Here is a 22,093-nt window from a genome sequence, read left to right as displayed (position 1 = left end):
CGGTGGTGACCGTGGGGCGGTCACCGACGGCGGTCAGCGGTAGTCGTCCTCGTCGACGGAGACGACCCGGGCCTGTTCGATGACGTCGGCCTCGTTCGCGGAGTCCGGGTCCACGTCGGCCGGCGGTTCCTCACGGTCCGCCGTCACCTCGGCCAGCTGCTCGGCGACGTCGTCCTCCGGGGCTTCGGCACCGAGTTCGGCGGCGCCGCTCTCGTCCTCGAAGGTCTCGGGATCGGTGGGATCGACGGCCATGGCGGGCTCCCTTCCTGGTACCAGCACGCGGTCGTATGCGGGTGCCCCGTCTACGAGCCTAGGAGACACCCGATCCGGACGCCATGCGGTGAGCCGACGGGGAGGGTTGTCCCGCCGGTCGCCCGCCCGTCCTCGGTCCGACGCGGCCCGTTCGCTTTCTGTGACGGCGAACACATGAACCAGAGCGTGATGGTCTCGTAACATTGCCGCATGTCTTCGACAGAGCTGCCCTCGGTGTCGGTCCCCGCCGTGCTCCCGGAAGTGGCCCCCGTCAGAGTGGGCGACGGCGAGCGGCTCAGGTCGGTCCGGCTGCCGGGCATCACCCTCACGGTGCGTTCGAGGCCCCCGGCCCGCGAAGGACTCCCACCCGCGCTCTACGTCCACGGGCTCGGCGGTTCCTCGCAGAACTGGTCGCGGCTCATGGTCGAGCTCGACGGCGTGGTCGACTGCGAGGCCCTGGACCTGCCGGGCTTCGGCGACTCCCCGCCACCGGACGACAGCGACTACTCCGTCACGGGGCACGCGCGCGCGGTCATCCGTTACCTCGACGCCGCCGGGCGCGGTCCGGTGCACCTCTTCGGCAACTCCCTGGGCGGCGCGGTCACGACCCGGGTGGCAGCGGTCCGCCCGGACCTCGTCCGCACGCTCACCCTGGTCTCCCCGGCCCTGCCGGAACTCCGCATCCAGCGCACGGCGGTCCCGACCGGGCTGCTCGCGGTACCGGGAGTCGCCTCGCTGTTCACCCGCGTCAGCAGGGATTGGACGGCCGAACAGCGCGTCCGCGGCGTCCTGGGCCTCTGCTACGGCGATCCCGGCCGGGTGGCCCCCGAGGAGTTCCACCACGCGGTCGAGGAACTGGAGCGGCGGCTCCAACTCCCGTACTTCTGGGACGTGATGACCCGCACCTCCCGGGGCGTCGTGAACGCGTACACGCTCGGCGGCCAACACGGCCTGTGGCGCCAGGCCGAACGCGTCCTCGCCCCGACCCTGCTCATCTACGGCCGCCGGGACCAACTCGTCAGCTACCGCATGGCCCGCCGGGCGGCCCGCGCCTTCCGCGACTCCCGGCTGCTGTCCCTGCCGGACGCGGGGCACGTCGCGATGATGGAGTACCCGGAGGTCGTGGCCGGGGCGTTCCGTGAACTGCTCGCGGATACGGGGGAGTTGGGGGAGCCGGGCGCGTCGACGCAGACCGGCGCGGCGGAGACCGATGCGGATGCGGACACGGCTACCGGTCGGGGCGTTGGCGCGGGTGCGGTGAGTCGCGGCGGCAAGGGCGGCCGAGGCGGTCGAGCGAGCCGGGGTGGCGCACGAGGGGTTCGTGACGGCGGTTCGGTGAGTACGGTGGGCGAGGGCGGCGACGCCGACGATACGAACGCGGGGAGTTGAGGAGGCGACGTGGGACGCCATAGTCGCCGTAAATCCACCACCAAGGGTGATTCCTCCAAGGGTGACTCCTCGGGCGGAGGCATAGGTACGAGGGGTGGCGTCGACGCCGGTACGGGTACCGGTGGCGACGCAGGCAGCAGCAGTACCGGTGCGGGTGCTCGGGCGGCTCAAGGGCCTCGGCCGGGTCGGGGGCCCCAGCCGGGGACGGATCGGCCGGGCGTCCCGCGTTTCGGCGCCGGGGATCTGGGCCGTGGCGTGCCGCGGCTCGCGGACGGGACACCGGCCCACGGTTTCCCGAGGCTTCCGGACGGCACTCCCGCCCATGGTTTTCCGAGGCTCCCTGGTCCTCGCTCTCCCGATGGAACCCCTGCCCATGGCATGCCGCGCTTCTCCGACGGCACTCCCGCGCGCGGTGTACCGCAGGCCCGTGGCGGGCACCCCGAGCAGGCTGAAGCCGGCGGTGGCTGGGGCGAGTTGAGGGGGCAGGGAGGTGCGCCCGGGTTCTTCGGTGGGCGGCAAGGCCCGGCCGCCGGTGTGCCCCGCGGCCCGGCCGCCGGTGCGCCCGTACCCCCGGGGACCGGCCCCGGGCTTCCGATTCCGCGGCAGCGGCAGGCGCCCCAGGACGGGACTCGGCCGGGTGGGCGGCGCGGTCGTGGGCCCCGGCAGGACTACGTCGACGCCTTCGACGGGGATGACGTCTTCACGCCCCGGGCAGGTGTCACCACGCACCGCTCCGACCCGTATGCCTCCGTCACCGACTGGCCGCCCGGATACGACACCGGCACAGACGCCCGCACCGACACCGAAAGCGGTACCGGGGGCGACGTCGACGTCGACAGCGCGGGCGCGCCGCCCGGCGGCCGGGATCGGCCCGGGGCCGGCTTCGGGCCGGCGCGGGGCGGCAAGGGACGTACCTACACCGGCATCGCCGCCGCGGCCGTCACCACCGTGCTGGCCGTCGTCGTCGCCGGGCAGGTCGCCGGGGACGGTGACAAGGGCGGGGTGCGGTCGGAGGCGGCCACCGACCAGGCCCGGGACGTACGGGGTGCCGGTGCTGCCTCCGGGGAGCCCAGCGCGTCCGCGAGTCCGCAGGTGACGACGCTGACGTATGCCCAGAAGATGGACAAGAAGTACCCGCTCAGTGCCACGCTCAAGGGGCCGGACAAGTTCGACGCGGTGCCCGGTGTCGCCAAGGCGCCGGGCAAGGGGCGCAAGTACACGTACCGCGTGGACGTGGAGCAGGGACTCGGTCTTGACGGCGCGCTCTTCGCGGAGGCCGTGCAGAAGACCCTCAACGACAACCGGAGCTGGGCCCACAACGGGGGCCGTACCTTCGAGCGCATCTACTCCGGCAAACCGGACTTCGTGATCACCCTCGCGAGCCCCGGTACCACCGCCAAGTGGTGCGCCAAGTCCGGGCTCGACACCACCGAGGACAACGTGTCGTGCGACTCGGCGGCCACCGAACGTGTGTTGATCAATGCGTATCGATGGGCGCAGGGGTCGTCAACATATGGGGACAAGATGTACGCGTACAGAGAGATGTTGATCAATCATGAGGTCGGTCATCGTCTCGGCTACGGGCATGTGACCTGCGACAAGAACGGCGAGCTGGCCCCGGTCATGCAGCAGCAGACCAAGTTCCTCGACCACGACGGGATCCACTGTCTGCCCAACCCCTGGCCGTATCCGGGCAGTTGACCGGCGACGCTTATGTCACATTGACACGAGCCGCAGCATCCTTCATATTTTTGGGCATGTGGTCTAGTCATGTCGCGAATCGCGCCGCCATCGAGCTGGCGCTCATCGGCGTGACCCCGCTCTGCGTGGCCGACATCCTCTGTCGCTGAACACCGCCCCTGGCGTTCGTGTCGCGACCCGCACCACTCCGCCCTTGCCCGTTGACCATGGCAGGGCATTTCCGACGACCTGACGCCGGGGCAGACGCCTGTTCATTTCCGTCTCACCCCTCGTCCATCCGTCTCACTATTCGGGAAACCCCATGAGAATTCCCGAACATCCCCCCCGAGAGGTCGTCATTCCGATGCGTCAACCGTCCGTCATAGCCCGGCGCGTGGCCGTGGCATCCGTCAGCCTGGCCGTGGCGGCGGGCGCCGCCGCCTGCGGGCCGAAGGACAACGATGCCAAGGGCTCCAGTGGCGACTCCACGCCGCACAAGGGGGGCACGCTCACGGTCCTGAACTCCAACCCCCAGGAGGACTTCGACCCGGCGCGCCTGTACACCTCCGGCGGCGGCAACGTGCCCTCGCTCGTCTTCCGCACCCTTACCACTCGCAACCGTGAGAACGGCGCGGCCGGTGCCAAGGTCGTCCCGGACCTCGCCACCGACACCGGGCGTCCCAACAAGGACGCGACCGTCTGGACGTACACCCTGAAGACGGGCCTCAAGTACGAGGACGGCACCGCGATCACCTCGGCCGACATCAAGTACGGCATCGAGCGCTCCTTCGCCCCCGAACTCTCCGGCGGCGCGCCCTACTTGCGGGACTGGCTGGTCGGCGCGGCCGACTACCAGGGGCCCTACAAGGACAAGAAGGGGCTCTCCGCGATCGAGACCCCGGACAGCCGGACCATCGTCTTCCACCTGAACAAGCCCGAGGGCGAGTTCCCCTACCTCGCCACGCAGACGCAGTTCACGCCCGTCCCGGAAGCGAAGGACACGGGGACCAAGTACGAGCAGCACCCGATCTCCTCGGGGCCGTACAAGGTCGTCAGCAACCAGAACGACGGTGAGACGCTCGTCCTGGAGCGCAACACGTACTGGTCCGCGGCGACCGACGCCGAGCGCAAGGCCTACCCGGACCGGATCGACGTCAAGTCCGGTCTCGACTCGTCCGTGATCAACCAGCGGTTGTCGTCGTCCCAGGGCGCGGACGCCACCGCCGTCACGACCGACACCAACCTCGGTCCCGCCGAACTCGCCAAGGTGACCGGCGACAAGGAACTCGCGGCGCGCGTCGGCACCGGGCACTTCGGCTACACGAACTACATCGCGTTCAACCCGACGGTCAAGCCGTTCGACAACGTCAAGGTGCGCCAGGCGATCTCGTACGCCATCGACCGCTCGTCGGTGGTCAACGCGGCGGGCGGTTCCTCGCTGGCCGAGGCCGCGACCACCTTCCTGCCCAACCAGAAGTCCTTCGGGTACGACCCCTACGACCTCTTCCCGGCGGGCGCCTCCGGCAACGCGGCGAAGGCCAAGGAGCTGCTGAAGGAGGCCGGTTACCCGAAGGGGATCACCGTCACCCTGACGCACTCCAACGACAAGGACTTCGAGACCAGCCCGGAGATCGCGACCGCCATCCAGGACGCGCTCAAGAAGGCCGGCATCACCGTCAAGCTCCAGGGCCTGGAGATCAACGACTACAAGGACAAGATCCACAGCGTCAAGACCGAGCCGGGCTTCTTCCTCGCCCACTGGGGTGCCGACTGGCCCTCCGGCGGCCCCTTCCTCGCCCCGATCTTCGACGGCCGCCAGATCGTCAAGGACGGCGCGAACTTCAACACCGGCCTGCTCAATGACAAGTCGGTCAATGCCGAGATTGACGCGATCAACAAGTTGACGAATCTTGACGAGGCCGCCAAGCGGTGGGGCGCACTGGACAAGAAGATCGGCGCACAGGCCCTGACCGTGCCGCTGTTCCACCCCGTCTACAAGCGGCTGGTCGGCAAGGACATCAAGAACGTCGTGATCAGCGACTGGACCGGCGTCCTGGACATCTCCCAGGTCGCGGTCAAGTAACCCCATGAGTGAGGCACTTGCCGCCTCCCAGGCCGCCGGGACGGATGTCACCGTCCCGGCGGCCTCGGGGGCCCGTCAGTTCTGGCGGCGGCTGCGCGCGCAGCGCGCCGCCCTCTTCGCGGCGGCCGTCGTCGCCCTGCTCGTCCTGGTCGCGCTCGCCGCGCCGTTGCTCACCGCGATCGAGGGCCAGGACCCGTTCACCTACCACCCGTCGCTCATCGACTCCGCGCGCGGAGGCGTCCCGACCGGCTCCCTCGGGGGCATCACCGGCGACCACTGGCTCGGCGTCGAGCCGCAGACCGGCCGCGACCTCTTCGCCCGCCTCGTCTACGGCGCCCGGGTCTCGCTCGGTGTCGCACTCGGGGCGACCGTCGTCCAGGTCGCCATCGGTGTCGTGGTCGGAGTCGCCGCGGCGCTGGGCAGTCGATGGGTTGATCAACTGTTGAGCAGGTTGACGGAGATCATCATCGCGATGCCGCTGATGATCATGTCGTTGGCACTGCTGGCCATCGTGCCCAGCAGCTTCCCGCGCCCCCTCCTGGTCGCCCTCGTCATCGGCCTGATCGCCTGGGGCAACGTCGCGAAGATCGTCCGCGCCCAGACACTCACCCTGAAGGAACTCGACTACGTCTCCGCCGCCCGGCTCAGCGGCTGGGGCACCTGGCGCATCGCCCGCCGCGAACTGCTCCCGGGACTCGCCGCGCCGGTCATCACCTACGCCGCGCTCCTCGTCCCGATGAACATCACCGTCGAGGCCGCGCTGTCCTTCCTCGGCGTCGGCGTGAAGCCTCCGACGCCCTCCTGGGGACAGATGCTCACCGCCGCCGACGTCTGGTACCAGGCGGCCCCGCAGTACCTCCTGCTGCCCGCCGGCGCCCTCTTCGTCACCGTCCTGGCGCTGACCGTCCTCGGCGACGGCATCCGCACGGCCCTCGACCCGCGCGCGGCCTCCCGCCTGCGCGTCGGCACCGGCCGCAAGGGCGAGGCGAAGGCGGACGCGGGCACCAAGGGCGACGCCGGTACGAAGGGCGACGCCGGTCCCAAGGGCGCGAGCGGCAAGGACGTGAGCGGCAAGGGCGCGACTACGAAGAGCGCGATTTCCAAGGAGGCCACATCATGAGCGGCTTCGGAGGATTCGTCCTGCGCCGGGGCATCGGCACCGTGATCACTCTGCTCGCCATCTCGGTGATCGTCTACGTGGTCTTCTTCGTCACCCCCGGGAACGTCGCCCAGATCACCTGCGGCCCGCGCTGCTCCCCGGAGCAAGTGCACCAGGTGGCGCAGCAGTTGCGGCTCGACGACCCGCTGTACCTCCGCTACTGGCACTTCCTCCAGGGCATCCTCGTCGGCCAGGACTACTCCACGGGCACCTCCGTGGAGCACTGCTCGGCGCCCTGCCTGGGGCTGTCGTACCAGGGCGACCAGCAGGTCACCCAGCTGATCCTGGCGAAGCTTCCGGTCAGCCTGTCGCTGGTGTTCGGCGCGATGGTGCTGTGGCTGATCCTCGGCGTCGGCACCGGCGTCCTGTCCGCCTGGCGGCGCGGCCGGTTCACCGAGCGCCTGCTGACCGGCGTCACCCTCGCGGGCGTCGCCACCCCGGTGTTCGTGATCGGCCTGGTGCTGATGATCGTCGTCTGCGGGCAGCTCCAACTGCTGCCCTTCCCGCAGTACGTGAGCCTCACCGACGACCCCGAACAGTGGGCCTGGAACCTGCTGCTGCCCTGGCTCTCGCTGGCCCTCATCGAGGCCGCCACGTTCGCCCGGCTCACCAGGGCGTCGATGCTGGAGACCCTCGCCGAGGACCACATCCGCACCTTCCGCGCCTACGGCGTCGGGGAACGGTCCATCATCGGGCGGCACGCGCTGCGCGGGGCGTTCGCGCCGATCATCGCGCTCAACGCCAACAACGTCGGCTCGGCGGTCGGCGGCGCGGTGCTCACCGAGACGCTCTTCGGACTGCCCGGCATCGGACAGGAACTCGTCCACGCCGTCAATGTCGTCGACCTCCCTGTGGTCGTCGGCATGGTCCTGGTCATCGGCTTCTTCGTGGTCATCGCCAACGCCGTCGCGGACGTGCTGTACGCGGTGGCCGACCGACGGGTGGTGCTCGCATGAACGCGGTGGCTGACTCGGCCAAGGGCTCCGGGAACGGCGCCGAGAACGGCTCTGTGGACGCCCTGGTGGACGTCGCCGACCTGACCGTCGGGTTCGGGTCGCTACGGGCCGTCGACGGCCTCTCCTTCCGGCTGGAGAAGGGCGCCGCGCTGGCCCTGGTCGGCGAGTCCGGCTCGGGCAAGTCCACGGTCGCCTCGGCCCTGCTGGGGCTGCACCGCGGCACGGGAGCCGACGTCGGCGGCTCGGTCCGGGTGGCCGGCATCGACGTACAGGAGGCGTCCGACGCGGAACTGGGGCGGTTGCGCGGCGGCACGGCGGCGATGGTCTTCCAGGACCCGCTGTCGTCCCTGGACCCGTACTACGCGATCGGCGACCAGATCGCCGAGGTGTACCGGGTGCACACGCGCGCGTCACGCCGGGCGGCACGCGCGCGTGCCGTCGAGGTACTGGACCGGGTCGGCATTCCCGACGCGGTACGGCGGTCCCGTGCGCGCCCGCACGAGTTCAGCGGCGGCATGCGCCAACGCGCCCTCATCGCGATGGCGTTGGCGTGCGAGCCCGAGCTGTTGATCGCCGACGAACCCACGACCGCGCTCGACGTGACCGTCCAGGCGCAGATCCTCGACCTGCTGCACACACTGCGCGAGGAGACCGGCCTCGGGCTGCTGCTCGTCACGCACGACGTGGGTGTCGCCGCCGAGAGCGCCGACGAGATCCTGGTGATGCGGCACGGACGGGCTATCGAGCACGGCCCGGTGGGCACCGTCCTCGGGGCGCCGACCGAGCCGTACACCCGGGATCTGCTGGGCGCGGTCCCGCGCGTGGACGCTCCGCGCGCGGCCTCAGAGGGGTCCTCGGAGGCCCGGGAGGTCGTCCTGGAGGCGACCGGCCTGCGGCGCGAATTCGGGCGCGGGAAGCGGGCGTTCGCGGCCGTGGACGACGTGTCGCTGACCGTCCACCGGGGCGAGACCCTCGGCATCGTGGGCGAGAGCGGCAGCGGCAAGACGACATTGGGCCGGATGCTGGTCGGACTGCTGAAGCCGACGACCGGAGAGATCAGGCCCGGCGGCGGGGTACGCCCCGACGTCCAGATGGTCTTCCAGGACCCCGTCTCCTCCCTCAACCCCCGCCGCAGCGTGGGGGAGTCGATAGCCGACCCGCTACGCGCGCGTGGCGAGCGGGACGAGGGGCGCATCCGGGGGCGTGTACGCGAACTCCTGGAGCGCGTGGGGCTCGAAGGGGCGCACTACGACCGCTACCCGCACGAGTTCAGCGGTGGCCAGCGCCAGCGCGTGGGCATCGCGCGGGCGCTCGCGGCCGACCCGCGCGTGATCGTGTGCGACGAGCCCGTCTCCGCGCTCGACGTCACCACACAGGCCCAGGTCGTCGCCCTGCTCGGCGAACTCCAGCGCGAACTGGGCCTCGCGCTCGTGTTCGTGGCCCACGACCTCGCCGTGGTGCGCCAGGTCAGCGACCGGGTCGCGGTGATGCGACGCGGGAGGATCGTTGAACAAGGCCCCGCCGACGAGGTCTACGACTCCCCGCAGGACCCGTACACGAAGCAACTGCTGGCCGCCGTACCTGCCCTCGATCCGGCGGTGGCGGCGCGGCGGAGGGCGGTCCGACGAGAGTTGGCGACGACATGAGGATCGTAGAACGATCCCTCTCCGGATGATCCCTTAGCGCGAGCGAACGCCAACCGCACGGGAAAGTTACGACCGTTCACCCCTTTTGGTGGCGCGATGGACAACCGTCCATCGCGCCACCGTCATGTCCGCATACGTTCGTCCCGCTGTGAGCCGCCGGGTCAACGGTGGCTCCCCACAAGGGAGATCGGGGGTGTGGTCGTGCGCATAGGACTGGTTACGGAGGGTGGCTATCCGTATGTGAACGGTGACGCCAGACTCTGGTGCGACCGGCTCGTGCGCGGGCTCGGACAGCACGAGTTCGACGTCTACGCGCTCAGCCGCAGCGAACGCCAGGAGGACGAGGGCTGGCTCGAACTGCCGCCCCAGGTCCAGCGGGTGCGCACCGCACCGTTGTGGAGCACCGAGGACGACGGACCGGCGCTCGGCCGCCGCGCACGCCGGCGCTTCCGCGAGCACTACGAGGAGCTGGCGGCCGTGCTGTGCGCCGGGGACGCGCCGGTGCAGGGACCGAGCGCGCCCACGGAGTCTGCGTCCTCCGCACCCGAGCCCGCCGGGCCGGACCCGGACGGTTCCACGCGGCCCGCGGAGCCCTCGGAGACTGCTTCCACCGGGCCTTCCACGCCCTCCGGAGAGGCTTCCGCCGTTATGGCGGACCGTTTCGCCAACGCGTTGTACGGACTCGCGGAACTCGCCCGCGACGAGGGCGGACTCGGCGGCGCGCCGCGCGCCGAGAGCGCCGTGCGCGCCCTCGAACGCGCCTGTCGTGCGCGCGGCGCACTCCGCACCGCACGCGAGGCCCGCGTACCCGACCTCCTCACTGTCGCCGCGCACATCGAACGCGCCCTGCGCCCCCTCTCGCTCGACTGGTACGAGGACGACGCCCTCGGCTCCGTGGACCTCTGCCACGCCACCGCCGGCGGCACCGCCGCCCTGCCCGGACTGCTGGCCCACCACTTCGCCGGCGTACCCCTGCTGGTGACCGAGTACGGCGTGCAGCTGCGCACGCACTACTTGGCCTCCGCGGACGCCCCGCCCGCCGTACGGGCCCTGTTCGCCGCCTTCCACGGCCGGCTGGCCACCGAGGTGTACCGGCGGGCCGCGCTGATCACCCCCGGCAACACCCACACCCGCCGCTGGCAGGAACGCTGCGGTGCCGACCGTACGAAGCTGCGCACGGTCCACCCCGGCATGGAGGCGTCACGTTTCGCCGAGGTGGGCGAGGCGCCCGACCGCGCCGACCCGGACACCCTGGTGTGGGTCGGCCGGGTCGAACCCGCCAAGGACCTGATCTCCCTGCTCCACGCCTTCGCGGAGATCCGCAAGGAGGAGCCCAAGGCGCGGCTGCGGATCGTCGGCGCGCCCGCCGGTGCCGAGGGTGTCGCTTACCTGGGCCACTGCCGGGCGCTGGCCGCCCAGCTCTTCCCCGACGAGGCCGAGGGCGTGCACGCGGTCGGCGACAACCCGGTGTCCTTCGAGGAGATCGGCGGCCCGGAGGCCCCCACGCTCCCCGAGGCGTACGCGACCGGCGCGGTCGTCGTCCTGTCGAGCGTGGTCGAAGGCTTCCCCGTCGGCCTGGTCGAGGCCATGTTCTGCGGCCGGGCGACCGTGTCCACGGACGTCGGCGCGGTCGTCGAGGTCATCGGCGGCACCGGACTCGTCGTGCCCCCGCGCAATCCACGGGCGCTCGCCGAGGCGTGCGTGACCCTGCTGCGCGACCCCGAGCGCCGCGGGCGCCTGGGCGCCGCCGCGCGCGCCCGCGCACTCGAACTGTTCACCGTCGAGCAGAACATCGCGGCATTTCACGGCATTTACCTGGAGGTCGTTTCGCACTCCCCGGTCCACCGCGTCGTTCTCGACGACACGGGCGAACCCCTCCCGTTCGCCGCCCCAGCGGAGTCCCACGTCCCCGGCCGCTGGACGGGACGTCCCGAGGCAGGGCGCGCGACAGGCCCCACGGCGGGCGGAACGGCGACAGGACCCATGGCAGGCGCCCCGGCGACGGGCTGCGCGGCAGGCCCGGCGACCGCCCCCGCGGCAGCCCGTGTCGTGGCGCGCGGCGGCCCGCGCTGGGCGGCGGGCGCACCGGTACGCGCCACGAACCCGCTGCCGACGACGGAGGCCGCCCGATGAGCGGCCTCGGCGAACTCGACCGCCCCGGAACACCCGGCGGCGCGGAGGCCTGGGACGCGCGCTCGGAGGAGTGGCTCGCGGGGCAGGGGGAGTCACAGCCGGAGACGCCCACGGAGACGCGCAGGGCGAATCCCATGGCGACGCGCACGGAGACGGATGCGGGGACGCACACCGAGGCGCGCACGGAGAGGCATGCCGGGACGCCTACGGAGACGGGGCGAACGTCGGGCGACTCGGCCGCCCCGGAGGTCCGTGCCGTGGCCGCCGCCGGTCCGGCGACCGGCCGCAAGCCCACCCCCGTCCCCGCCTCGGCTGCCTCGGCCCCCACCCCAGCGAGGCGCGGCGCCGCCGACCCCGTAAAAGCGTTGATGCACCGGCATCGCGAACTGTGCGAGCGGGCCGTCGACCCGTTGGAGATCGCCGCGGGCCTTGAGGCGCACGGTGTCACCGACCGGACCGCCACCCGCTTCCGGCATCGTGACGTCTTCTCGCTCGCCGAGGAGATGTACGCGCGCGTGCCCCGCGCCGACACGGCCGCCCCGGACTCCGGCGCGGCCGTCGTCACCGCGCCCGCGCCCCGCGCCGTCTGGGCTCTGCTCGCTCTTCTTCCTGGAGTTCTCGGTGTCGCGGCCGTGACCGGTCTGCGGCTCACGGACGGTCGGGTGCGGTCGGCGGTGGCGGTCGGCGGTGTCCTCGCCGTGGCGTTCGGCGTGCGCATGGCGTTGCGGCGCGGCCCGTTGAGCACCCCGCCCGGCACCCCGGCGTGGCGCACCCCGCCCGGCACGCGCCTGTGGACGTACTGGCTGCTTGCCTACGCCCTCCTCGGCGACGGTCTGCTCCGCGCCGCGGACGGCGGCGGCCCCGACAGCCTGCCGACCGGCGCGGCCGGCGGACCCTGGCCCACGACCACCGCACCCGTGCTGGCCCTCACTCTGGCCTGCGTCCCGGCGGCCTGGTGCGCCCACCACTTCGCCGAACGTGCCCGCCGCAAGCTCGCCACCAGCCGTGGTCTGGAGGACTTCGCGGACTCCGTGCAACCGCTGCTCCTAGGCATGTTCGCCCTCTTCCTTTGTGCCCTCTCCGCGCTTCTCGCCGTCTGCGGGGCGGTCCTGGGCGAGCCCGCCGCATACGCGCAGGGCATCACCCTGGGCGCGCTCCTGCTGCTCGCCCGTCTCCTCTTCGTGCACGGCTTCACCCGCGCCCCGGCTCTCGCCCTGGGCACGGCAGCCGCGACGGAGGCCATGGCCCTGGCCCTGGACCTCATCGGCCGACTGCCCGACTGCGGCTTGCTGGCCACCCCCGTCGAAACCCTCCTGGGCTCCTGGGGCCCGGGCAGCGTCCCCGCTCTGGCCTGCGGAGCAGCCGCCCTGATCCTTCTGCTCCACACCACCCGCACGCTGACCAGAGCCTCCGCGCACGCGCCGGCGGACGAGCCGCGGTGACGCCGCCATGACCTCGGACCGACCGGCCCCATCACCCAGCCGCAGGCGCCCGGCCCCACCGCCGCGCCGGAGGCAACCGCATCACCTTGTGAAGGAGAACGCCAGATGATCACCTCCCGATCCGGAGAGTCGGCCACGGGAGCCGTCCGATGAGGGTCCTGCTGATCGGAGCCAACGGCTATCTCGGCCGGTTCGTCGCCGACCGTCTGCTCGCCGACCCGGCCGTCCAGCTCACCGCGCTCGGCCGCGGCGACGACGCCGACGTCCGCTTCGACCTCGCGTCCGGCAGTCCCGGAGCACTCACCCGCTTCCTGGACGCCGTCCATCCCGGAGTCGTCGTCAACTGCGCCGGTGCCACCAGAGGCGGCGCCCGCGAACTCACCCGGCACAACACCGTCGCCGTCGCCACCGTCTGCGAGGCGCTGCGCCGCAGCGGCTGCGGCGCCCGGCTCGTGCAGATCGGTTGCGGCGCGGAGTACGGGCCCAGCCAGCCCGGTTCCTCCACGGCCGAGGACGCCGTCCCCCGCCCCGGGGGCCCGTACGGGGTCAGCAAACTCGCCGCCACCGAACTGGTCCTGGGCTCCGGCCTCGACGCCGTGGTCCTGCGCGTCTTCTCGCCCGCCGGACCGGGGACCCCTGCGGGCTCCCCGCTCGGCCGGCTCGCCGAGGCCATGCGCCGGGCCATGCAGTCCGGCGACGGTGAGCTCAAGCTCGGCGGTCTCGGCGCGCAGCGCGACTTCGTCGACGTACGGGACGTGGCCCGTGCCGTGCACGCCGCCTCGCTCTCCGCCGCGCAGGGCGTCATCAACATCGGCTCGGGCCGCGCGGTCCGGCTGCGCGACGCCGCCTCCGTCCTCGCCCGCGTCGCCGGATACGGCGGAGCGCTGCACGAACTCGACGGCCCGCCCGGTCCGCTGCGGTCCGCCATCGGGCACCCCCGGTCCGACCCCGACCACGCGGCCCCGGTCGCGTACCCGTACCCGGACGGCTGCGGCAGCTGGCAGCAGGCGGACGTGCGCACCGCGCGCGACCGGCTCGGCTGGCGGCCCCGGATCAATCTGGAGGAGTCCCTCGCCGACATCTGGATGGAGGCGGCGTGCCGCATCTGACCAGGACGACCCCGGGCACCGCGAGCACCGATGTCCGCACGGGCTTCGGCGTCCCCGGCTACGCGCACCCCCTGGTCGCACCGGCCGAGTGGGGCGAACTCACCCGCCCCGGCACTCCCTTGCACTGGGTCGTCCTCAACGTCTCCTCCGGCCCGGGGACACGACCCGACCCGCACTGTCTCGAGGCGGCCGGCCGCCTGCGCAACATGGGCATCCGCGTGCTCGGCCACCTGGACGCCGCCTATGGCGCCCGTGCCTTCGGCGACCTGGTTTCCGAGGCGCACCGCTACCTCGACTGGTACCGGACCGACGGCTTCCTCCTGGACCGCTGCCCCTCCGGACGCACCGCGCTCCCGGAGGTCCGCCGCACGGTCACCGCGCTCCGCGAGATCCGCGCCGGCGCCCATGTCGTCCTGGGCCACGGCATCCACCCGCACCCCGGATACGCCGACTTCGCCGACCAGTTGGTGACCTTCTCCGGCCCGTGGAGCGACTACCGCTGGTCGCAGGTCGCGGAGTGGACCGCCGACCATCCGCCCGAACGCTTCTGCCACTTCGTGCACGGCGTCCCGCGCGGCCATCTCGACGAGGCGCTGCGCATCGCGCGCTGGCAGGGCGCCTCGACCATCTACTTCACCGACCGCACCGATCGAGGGGGCCGCACCGACCCCTGGGAGACGATGCCCGGCTACTGGGACGAGATCGTCTCGCGGATCGGAACAGGTGTCTCGGAATGAAGAAGGGCGTGGCACTGTTACAGGGAGAACAACTGTAGTGATTGACCGACCAACGGAGTCCCCGTGTCGCTGCCACCCCTGGTCGAGCCGGCTGCCGAGCTCACCGTAGACGAGGTCCGCAGGTACTCCCGCCACCTGATCATCCCCGACGTGGGCATGGACGGGCAGAAGCGGCTGAAGAACGCCAAGGTGCTCTGTGTGGGCGCCGGCGGTCTGGGCTCGCCGGCGCTGATGTACCTGGCCGCGGCGGGCGTGGGCACGCTCGGCATCGTGGAGTTCGACGAGGTCGACGAGTCGAACCTGCAGCGCCAGATCATCCACAGCCAGGCCGACATCGGCCGCTCGAAGGCGGAGTCGGCGCGCGACTCGGTGCTGGGCATCAACCCCTACGTGAACGTGGTCCTGCACGAAGAGCGGCTTGAGGCCGAGAACGTGATGGACATCTTCAGCCAGTACGACCTGATCGTCGACGGCACGGACAACTTCGCGACCCGCTACCTGGTCAACGACGCAGCCGTCCTGCTGAACAAGCCGTACGTGTGGGGCTCGATCTACCGCTTCGACGGCCAGGCCTCCGTCTTCTGGTCCGAGCACGGCCCCTGCTACCGCTGCCTCTACCCGGAGCCCCCGCCCCCCGGCATGGTCCCCTCCTGCGCCGAGGGCGGCGTCCTGGGCGTGCTGTGCGCGTCCATCGGCTCCATCCAGGTCACCGAGGCGATCAAGGTCCTCACCGGCGTCGGTGACCCGCTCGTCGGCCGGCTGATGATCTACGACGCCCTGGAGATGCAGTACCGCCAGGTCAAGGTCCGCAAGGACCCCAACTGCGCGGTCTGCGGCGAGAACCCGACGGTCACCGAGCTCATCGACTACGAGGCCTTCTGCGGCGTCGTCTCCGAGGAGGCCCAGCAGGCCGCCGCCGGCTCGACGATCACTCCCAAGCAGCTCAAGGAGTGGATCGACGACGGCGAGAACATCGAGATCATCGATGTCCGCGAGGTCAACGAGTACGAGATCGTCTCGATCCCCGGCGCCAAGCTGATCCCCAAGAACGAGTTCCTCATGGGCACCGCCCTGGAGACCCTCCCGCAGGACAAGAAGATCGTCCTGCACTGCAAGACGGGTGTCCGCAGCGCGGAGGTCCTCGCCGTCCTGAAGTCGGCGGGCTTCGCGGACGCGGTCCACGTCGGCGGCGGCGTGATCGGCTGGGTCAACCAGATCGAGCCCGACAAGCCCGTCTACTAGGCACATGCCTTCCCGGGAGGGGCTCGGCACCGCGAGTGCCGGGCCCCTTTCCGCTGCCCGGGCGGACGAGGACGCGGACGAGGACGCTAGGAGGCGCAGACCTTGCCGTCCTGCGGCACCGTCCCCTTCAGCAGATACGCGTCCACCGTCGAGTCGACACAGTCGCTCCCACTGCCGTACGCGCCATGGCCCTCGCCCTTCCAGGTCAGCTCCACACCGACGCCCTTGCCCAACTCGTCGACCATCTTCCGGGCACCCTCGTACGGCGTCGCCGGGTCCCCGGTGTTGCCGACCACCAGGATCGGCGCCGCGCCGGGCGCGCTGACCTCCGGGGTGTCGTACTGCCCGGCCACCGGCCAGTCGTGACACCACCCGGCCGTGTCCCAGCCCAGGAAGTCGCCGAAGACCGGGGAGATCTTCTCGAACTCGGGCAGCAGCTTCCGCGTCTGCTCGGGCGTCGGCCGTTGCTTGTCGTCCAAGCACGATATGACCCGTTGTGATTGCGTCGTGGTGCCGTAGTGCCCCGAGCTGTCACGGTCGTTGTAGCCGTCGGCGAGCGCCAGCAGCTCCGAGCCGTCACCCTCCTTCGCGGAGTCCAGGGCGCTGGTCAGCGTGGGCCAGCTCTGCTTGCTGTACAGCGGAAGGACGATGCCGGTCACGGCGAGCGTCTCGGTCAGCTCGCGTCCCGTCGAGGTCGCCAGCGGTTTGGCGTCGATCCGCTTCAGCAGGGCCGCGATCTTCTTCGAGCCCTGCGCGGGGTCCTGTCCCGTGGACTTGAGGTAGTCGTCCAGGGCGCGCTGGAAGCCCCGGGTCTGGTTCAGCGCGTGGCCCACCGAGTCGGCGGTCGGGTCGACGACCGCGTCCAGGATCAGCCGCCCCACCTTCTTCGGGAACAAGTGGGCGTAGACACCGCCGAGTTCGGTGCCGTAGGAGATGCCGAAGTAGTGCATCTTCGAGTCGCCGAGGACTTCGCGCATCAGGTCCATGTCGCGGGCCGTGTCCGTCGTCGACACGTGCGCCATCAGCTTTCCGGCGGCCTTCTCACAGCCCTTGCCGAAGTCGGCCGCGTCCTGGAAATACGCCTTCTCCTCGGCCGGTGTGTCCGGGGTGGCGTCCACGTCCTCGGCGGCCTGGATCGCCTTGTCGCTGCGGCAGCGGACGCCCTCGCTGGCGGCGACCCCGCGCGGGTCCCAGCTCACCAGGTCGTAGTGCTCGTGCAGCGCGGACACGGTGGCGGAGTACGCCGGCATGTAGTCCACGCCCGAGGCGCCGGGGCCGCCGAAGTTGAACAGGAGCGAGCCGATGCGGTCGCCGCCGGTCGCCTTCGAGCGGATCAGGGCCAGCCCGATGGTGGAGCCGCCCGGCTTCGCCCAGTCCAGCGGCGCCTTGAGCGTCGCGCACTGCCAGTCGCTGCTGGGCGCGGCCGAGTCGGCGGTGGCCTTGCAGCGCCCCCAGTCGAGCTTCTGCGCGGTCAGCGACGCGGGCAGCGCGGCCGTACCGGACGTGCCGGCCGCGGACGACTGGGCGTCCCCCGCGCCGTCCTTGCCGTCGTCCGACGAGCCGCCGCTGCAACCCGCCGTCAGCAGTGCGGCGGCGGCCACCAGGGCCGTCCACCGTACGAATCGCGCCATGTGCATTCCCCCCTCGCAGGCCGTCCGCGTCACGCCGCGGATGGCGGTCAGGCCATAGTAGGCGGCCCGAGCCGAGCCCGTGACAGCCTGTGGATAACCGTTTGACCTGCGCTTTTGCTCGAATTTCGGGAGGTTGGGTCAGGAGCAGACGGTGCCGGCCGCCGGTACTTTCCCGTTCAGCAGATAGCCGTTCACCGCGCTTTGCACGCACTTGTTCTTGCTGTCGTACGCCCCGTGCCCCTGACCCTTGTACGTCAGCTCGACCGCGACGCCCTTGCCCAGCGCGTCCACCATCTTCCGCGCGCCTTCGTACGGCGTGGCCGGGTCACCGGTGTTGCCCACGACGAGGATCGGCGCCGAACCGGCCGCGCTCACGTCGGGATGGTCGGCGGCGCCCGCCACCGCCCAGTCGGTGCAGCTGACCATGCCCCAGGCCAGGAAGTCCCCGAACAGGGGCGACGCGGCCCGGAACTCGGGCAGCTTCCGCTCCACGTAGTCGGCGGTGTACCGCGGCTTCTCGTCGGCGCAGTTGATGGCGATGTTCGCCGCGGTGATGTTGCTGTACTCGCCGTTCTCGCTGCGCCCGTTCATCGAGTCGGACAGCGCCATCAGGACCTTGCCGTCACCGGCGTAGGCCTGTTCGAGGCCTTCGGTCAGGTACTCCCAGAAGTCCTTGGAGTACAGCGCCTGGGCGATGCCGTTGGTCGCGGCGGTCTGGGTCAGCTGGCGGGGGAAGATGCCCGGGATCGGCTTGCTGTCGAGACTCTTGAGCAGCTTCGCGATGCGGTCCTTGACGTCCTGCGCGGTGTCGCCGACCGGGCAGTCCGTGGTCTTCGACGTGCAGTCGTCGGCGAAGTTGTCGAGCGCGAGTTGGAAGCCCTTGGCCTGTCCCAGGGAGCCCTGTTCGGCGTTCTGTGTGGGGTCGACCACCGCGTCGAACACGGCACGGCCCACGTGTCCGGGGAACAAGTGGGCGTAGACACCGCCGAGTTCGGTGCCGTAGGAGATGCCGAAGTAGTGCAGCTTGTCGTCGCCGAGGACCTGGCGCATCAGGTCTATGTCGCGGGCCGCGTCGGTGGTGCGCACCCGGGGGAGCATCTTCTTGGAGTTCTTTTCGCAGGCCGCGTTGAACTGCTTGGTGTTGGCCAGGAGCTTCGTCCGCTCGGCCGCGTTGTCCGGTGTCGCGTCCTGCTGGAAGTACTGGTCGAGCTGGGAGTCGCTCTCGCATGTGACGCCCGCGCTGCGGCCGACGCCGCGCGGGTCGAAGCTCACCAGGTCGTAGCGGGTGCGCAGGGCCGCGTAGTCCTCGCCGAACGCGGGCAGTGTGGTGACGCCCGAGCCGCCGGGGCCGCCGAAATTGAAGACGAGCGAGCCGATCCGCTTGTTCCCGGGACCGCTGGCCTTCGCCCGGACGAGCGCGAGCCCGATGGTGTCGCCCTTGGGCTTGCTCCAGTCGAGCGGCGTCTTCATGGTGGCGCACTGCCACTTGTCGCCGTTCGGCAGCGGCGACGGCGCGGTGCCGCCGCCCTCCGACTCGGACGGGGCCGGGCAGTCCTTCCAGCTCAGCTTCTGGGCCGTCGGATCCTCGTCCTTGGAGTCGCCGCCGCAGCTCGCCAGGGTGGCGGACAGCAGGACGACGGTGGCGGTCAGGGCAGCGGCACGCAGCCGGGAGGGGTTCGGCATGGTCCCATCCTGGGGTCGTACCCGGCGGGGCGCTCGGGGCACGGGCCGTACGAGGTACGCACGCGCGCGTGCCCCACGTCCGGCCGTGCGCGTGACCTACAGGGAGCCCTTGCGGGACAGGTGGTTGAAGAACAGCCAGCCCGGCAGCACCGGGATCCACAGCGTCAGCAGCCGGTACAGCAGCACCGCCGGAGCCGCGACTTCCTTGGGCAGGCCCACGGCGATCAGACCGAGCGTCAGGCTCGCCTCGACCGCGCCCACACCGCCCGGCGTGGGGGCCGCGGAACCGAGCGCGTTGCCCGCGAGGAAGACGACCGCGACGCTGGCCAGGCTGAGCGACGTCGACTGGTCGCCGAACGCCCGGATCGACGCGTCCAGGCACATCACGAAGCAGGCCGTCAGCAGCAGCATGCCGCCGATGCCGGTGACCAGCTTCTGCGGTCGTTGCAGCACGTCGAGCATGCGCGGGACGACACCCGCGAACAGCGACCGCACGCGCGTGACGAGGAACTTCCGCAGGAACGGCACCGACGTCACCACGAGCACGAGGACCGCCACCGTCAGCAGCCCGGCGATGACCGTCCTGGAGGGTGACAGCGACGGCGTCTTCTCCGTGCCGGTCAGATAGCCGAACGACAGCAGCATCAGGATGTGGCAGCCCAGGCCGAACAGCTGCGACGCGCCGACACTGGCCACCGCGAGCCCGGGCCGCACCCCGGCACGCTGCAAGAAGCGGGTGTTCAGGGCGACACCGCCGACCGCGGCCGGGGCCACGATCTTCACGAACGACCCGGCGACCTGCGCCGCCACCGCCCGCAGGAACGGCACCCGCTCCGGCACGAACCCCAGGAGGGCCATCGCCGCCGCGAAGTAGCTCAGCGCCGAGAACATTACGGCCGCGGCCACCCAGCCCCACTGGGCGTTGGCGACCAGCGGCCCGAACTCGATGTGCGTGAGCTGCGTCAGCAGGAAGTACGCGCCGATGGCGCCCGCGATGAAACTGATCAGCGTCCGAGGCCGCACCCGCTCCAGGCGGGCCGGTTCGACCGGCGCCTGCGGCCTGATCAGCAGCACCTGGTGGCGGATCTGGGTGAGCAGGTCCTCCTCGCGCGCCTCGTCCAATGCCTCGTCGATGGCCCGCTTCTGGGCCCGTTGCTCGGCCCGTACGGTCTTCTTGTCGGGCTTTTCGAGGACGGGCGCGGAGCCGCTCTCCGAGGTCTCCTCGGCGCGGGCCAGGCGGGTCTGCCGGGACGCCTCAAGGATCGCCTCGCGCTCCCGCTGGGCCCGCTCCCGGGACAGCCGGCGAAGTGTCGCGCGCGTGGAGCGCGACAGCGCGATGGGCTGGAGCATCGGCAGGCAGTCGGCCACGGCGTCCGGGCCCAGGACACCGACCGCCGACGCCACCGCGCGCTCCGCCCCCACCCGCAGCCCGAGCGTCGTCACCAACTGGGCGACGTCCATGCGCAGCAGCAGTTCACCGGCCGCGATCTCGCCGCCGCGCAGGTCCGTCAGGATCACCTTGCCGGAACGATCCACCAGAATCGCGTCACCGGCGAGCCTGCGGTGGGCGATGCGCCGCGACTGCAATGCCTGCACCTGGTGCCAGGTCAGCCGCAGCAGATCGTCGGTGATCTCCTCGTCCGCGAGCGAGTCCAGGGTGCGTCCACCGGTGTGCTCGTAGACCAGCATGACGGCGTCGGGGCCGAGTTCCGAGGTCGCGATCAGTTTCGGGGCGTTGGCCCCGGCAGCGATCGCCGCGTAGGCGAGCAGGGCCTCCTGTTCCAGTGCCTGGCGCAGCGACTGGAGGCTGCTGCGGGTCGCGAAGCCGCGCAGCGTCAGATTGCGCCACGCGCGGTAGAAGAACCCCTGGGCCTGCTGCTCCCGGTCGACCACGGTGACGTCCAGCGGCGGACCGTCCTCCAGGGTGACGAAATAGCGTCGGCCGCGATCGCCGTTCTCGGTGTCCACGGCCTCCTCGCGGGCCGCGCCCACGGGGTGGAAGCCGACCGTCCGCAGACCGGCCATCAGCGTCTGGCCGGTGGGACGGACGTTCGGGGAGCCCACCGCGTACAGCGTCCCGTAGGCCACGGTCCAGCCGATCAGCACCGTCAGGATGATCGAGAACGGGGTCGTGTACCCGGTGACCAGCATCGAGAAGGCGTCCAGCAGCAGCACGATCCACAGCACGGAGCGCCAGCGCGGCCGTCGGGACATGCCTACGGCCGTCATGTAGGCGATGACGGGCGCCAGATAGCCGTGCACCGGGTCGGTGAGCGCGTGGATGTCACCGGGGGAGGGCTGGGTGAGCGCCTCCTGGATCGAGCCCGGGGCGGCCTTGGCGACCCACAGATCCGTGGCGAGTGTCACTCCATGGGCGAGGACCGCCGCGAGCACGCCGTCCGCGATGCGCAGTCCGTCGCGCTTGATCAGCCGTTCGATCGCGAAGGCGACCGGCACCAGCAGGATGGCGATGCTCGACGCCAGCCCCGCGATCTTGATCAGCAGGTCGGGCGCCTGGCCGGTGCCCTTGTTGATGTCCTGTTCGAGCCCCGAGGTCGTGCCGTGCGCGAACGCGGCGATCGCGAGCAGGATGACGACCGCGAGAAAGCCCACCAGGAGCCGCATGAGATCGGAAGGACGGTGCACGCGCGCGGGGAGCAGCGGTTCGTCGCCCTCGACCTCCTCGGCGTGCGTGTCGTCGTCGCAGTCGTCGAGGCCGGTCGTGGGGCCGGATACAGGGTCGGCCGTGGGGTCGTCGGACGCGGGGTCGGGAGCGGGCGTCCCGGCGGGACTCTCCGAGGGGTCCTGTTCGGGCGCTTCGGCGGTGTCCGGGCGCGACGCGGCGTCAGAGGTGCCCTCCGCGTCTTCGGGGTGCACACCCTGCTGCTTCATCGTCTCTTCTTGATCTCGTATCACCAGTCACCGCCCGCACGATGGTGGCATGCCCCACC

The 22,093-nt window shown here is 71.2% G+C and carries 16 protein-coding genes; 12 read left to right on the top strand and 4 right to left on the bottom strand.

Annotation, left to right across the window (positions count from 1 at the left end; translation table 11 throughout):
* Positions 1-33: 33 nt before the first annotated feature.
* Entirely contained in the window at positions 34-252 is a 219-nt protein-coding gene (locus tag ACIQPR_RS01455; protein WP_403640198.1) for a hypothetical protein, read from the bottom strand.
* 210 nt (positions 253-462) lie between these two features.
* Between ACIQPR_RS01455 and ACIQPR_RS01450 the strand changes: the two genes are divergently transcribed.
* From ACIQPR_RS01450 to moeZ, 12 genes are all read left to right on the top strand, one after another.
* Positions 463-1,641 (top strand): alpha/beta hydrolase, encoded by a 1,179-nt coding sequence (locus ACIQPR_RS01450; protein ID WP_403640195.1) that lies wholly within the window; start codon positions 463-465, stop codon positions 1,639-1,641.
* 9 nt (positions 1,642-1,650) lie between these two features.
* The gene (locus tag ACIQPR_RS01445) at positions 1,651-3,342 is read left to right on the top strand and encodes a DUF3152 domain-containing protein (RefSeq protein ID WP_403640192.1); all 1,692 of its coding nucleotides are present in this window, start codon (positions 1,651-1,653) and stop codon (positions 3,340-3,342) included.
* 56 nt (positions 3,343-3,398) lie between these two features.
* Positions 3,399-3,491 carry an Ms4533A family Cys-rich leader peptide gene (locus tag ACIQPR_RS01440; RefSeq protein ID WP_317886218.1) on the top strand — a complete coding sequence of 31 codons (93 nt, stop codon included), beginning with the start codon at positions 3,399-3,401 and terminating at the stop codon, positions 3,489-3,491.
* 194 nt (positions 3,492-3,685) lie between these two features.
* Positions 3,686-5,404 (top strand): ABC transporter substrate-binding protein, encoded by a 1,719-nt coding sequence (locus ACIQPR_RS01435; protein ID WP_403640189.1) that lies wholly within the window; start codon positions 3,686-3,688, stop codon positions 5,402-5,404.
* A gap of 4 nt (positions 5,405-5,408) precedes the next feature.
* A complete protein-coding gene (locus ACIQPR_RS01430) occupies positions 5,409-6,524 on the top strand; it encodes an ABC transporter permease (RefSeq protein WP_403640186.1) in 1,116 nt (371 codons plus the stop codon).
* Entirely contained in the window at positions 6,521-7,519 is a 999-nt protein-coding gene (locus ACIQPR_RS01425) for an ABC transporter permease (protein ID WP_403640183.1), read from the top strand. The genes ACIQPR_RS01430 and ACIQPR_RS01425 overlap by 4 nt, the downstream gene beginning before the upstream one ends.
* Positions 7,516-9,165 (top strand): dipeptide ABC transporter ATP-binding protein, encoded by a 1,650-nt coding sequence (locus tag ACIQPR_RS01420; RefSeq protein WP_403640180.1) that lies wholly within the window; start codon positions 7,516-7,518, stop codon positions 9,163-9,165. The genes ACIQPR_RS01425 and ACIQPR_RS01420 overlap by 4 nt, the downstream gene beginning before the upstream one ends.
* Positions 9,166-9,366: 201 nt before the next feature.
* The gene (locus tag ACIQPR_RS01415; RefSeq protein WP_403640177.1) at positions 9,367-11,298 is read left to right on the top strand and encodes a DUF3492 domain-containing protein; all 1,932 of its coding nucleotides are present in this window, start codon (positions 9,367-9,369) and stop codon (positions 11,296-11,298) included.
* The gene (locus tag ACIQPR_RS01410) at positions 11,295-12,740 is read left to right on the top strand and encodes a hypothetical protein (protein ID WP_403640174.1); all 1,446 of its coding nucleotides are present in this window, start codon (positions 11,295-11,297) and stop codon (positions 12,738-12,740) included. Before ACIQPR_RS01415 ends, ACIQPR_RS01410 begins: the two co-directional genes overlap by 4 nt.
* Before the next feature lie 149 nt (positions 12,741-12,889).
* Positions 12,890-13,849 carry an NAD-dependent epimerase/dehydratase family protein gene (locus ACIQPR_RS01405; RefSeq protein WP_403640171.1) on the top strand — a complete coding sequence of 320 codons (960 nt, stop codon included), beginning with the start codon at positions 12,890-12,892 and terminating at the stop codon, positions 13,847-13,849.
* Positions 13,837-14,586 carry a spherulation-specific family 4 protein gene (locus tag ACIQPR_RS01400; protein ID WP_403640168.1) on the top strand — a complete coding sequence of 250 codons (750 nt, stop codon included), beginning with the start codon at positions 13,837-13,839 and terminating at the stop codon, positions 14,584-14,586. Before ACIQPR_RS01405 ends, ACIQPR_RS01400 begins: the two co-directional genes overlap by 13 nt.
* A 63-nt stretch (positions 14,587-14,649) precedes the next feature.
* Positions 14,650-15,828 (top strand): adenylyltransferase/sulfurtransferase MoeZ, encoded by a 1,179-nt coding sequence (gene moeZ, locus ACIQPR_RS01395; protein ID WP_019072108.1) that lies wholly within the window; start codon positions 14,650-14,652, stop codon positions 15,826-15,828.
* Positions 15,829-15,914: 86 nt separating this feature from the next.
* Here moeZ and ACIQPR_RS01390 read toward each other — a convergent pair whose 3' ends face one another.
* From ACIQPR_RS01390 to ACIQPR_RS01380, 3 genes are all read right to left on the bottom strand, one after another.
* Positions 15,915-17,459: an alpha/beta hydrolase gene (locus ACIQPR_RS01390; RefSeq protein WP_403640165.1), complete on the bottom strand. Its 1,545-nt coding sequence runs from the start codon at positions 17,457-17,459 to the stop codon at positions 15,915-15,917.
* Positions 17,460-17,597: 138 nt separating this feature from the next.
* Positions 17,598-19,142 (bottom strand): alpha/beta hydrolase, encoded by a 1,545-nt coding sequence (locus ACIQPR_RS01385; RefSeq protein ID WP_403640162.1) that lies wholly within the window; start codon positions 19,140-19,142, stop codon positions 17,598-17,600.
* A gap of 96 nt (positions 19,143-19,238) precedes the next feature.
* Entirely contained in the window at positions 19,239-22,034 is a 2,796-nt protein-coding gene (locus ACIQPR_RS01380) for a lysylphosphatidylglycerol synthase domain-containing protein (RefSeq protein WP_403640159.1), read from the bottom strand.
* Between the last annotated feature and the right edge of the window lie 59 nt (positions 22,035-22,093).

The organism is Streptomyces sp. NPDC091280 (assembly GCF_044768565.1).
GTDB lineage: Bacteria > Actinomycetota > Actinomycetes > Streptomycetales > Streptomycetaceae > Streptomyces.
The sequence above is the reverse complement of the archived record's forward strand: the minus strand, read 5'-3'. Positions and strand labels throughout refer to the sequence as shown.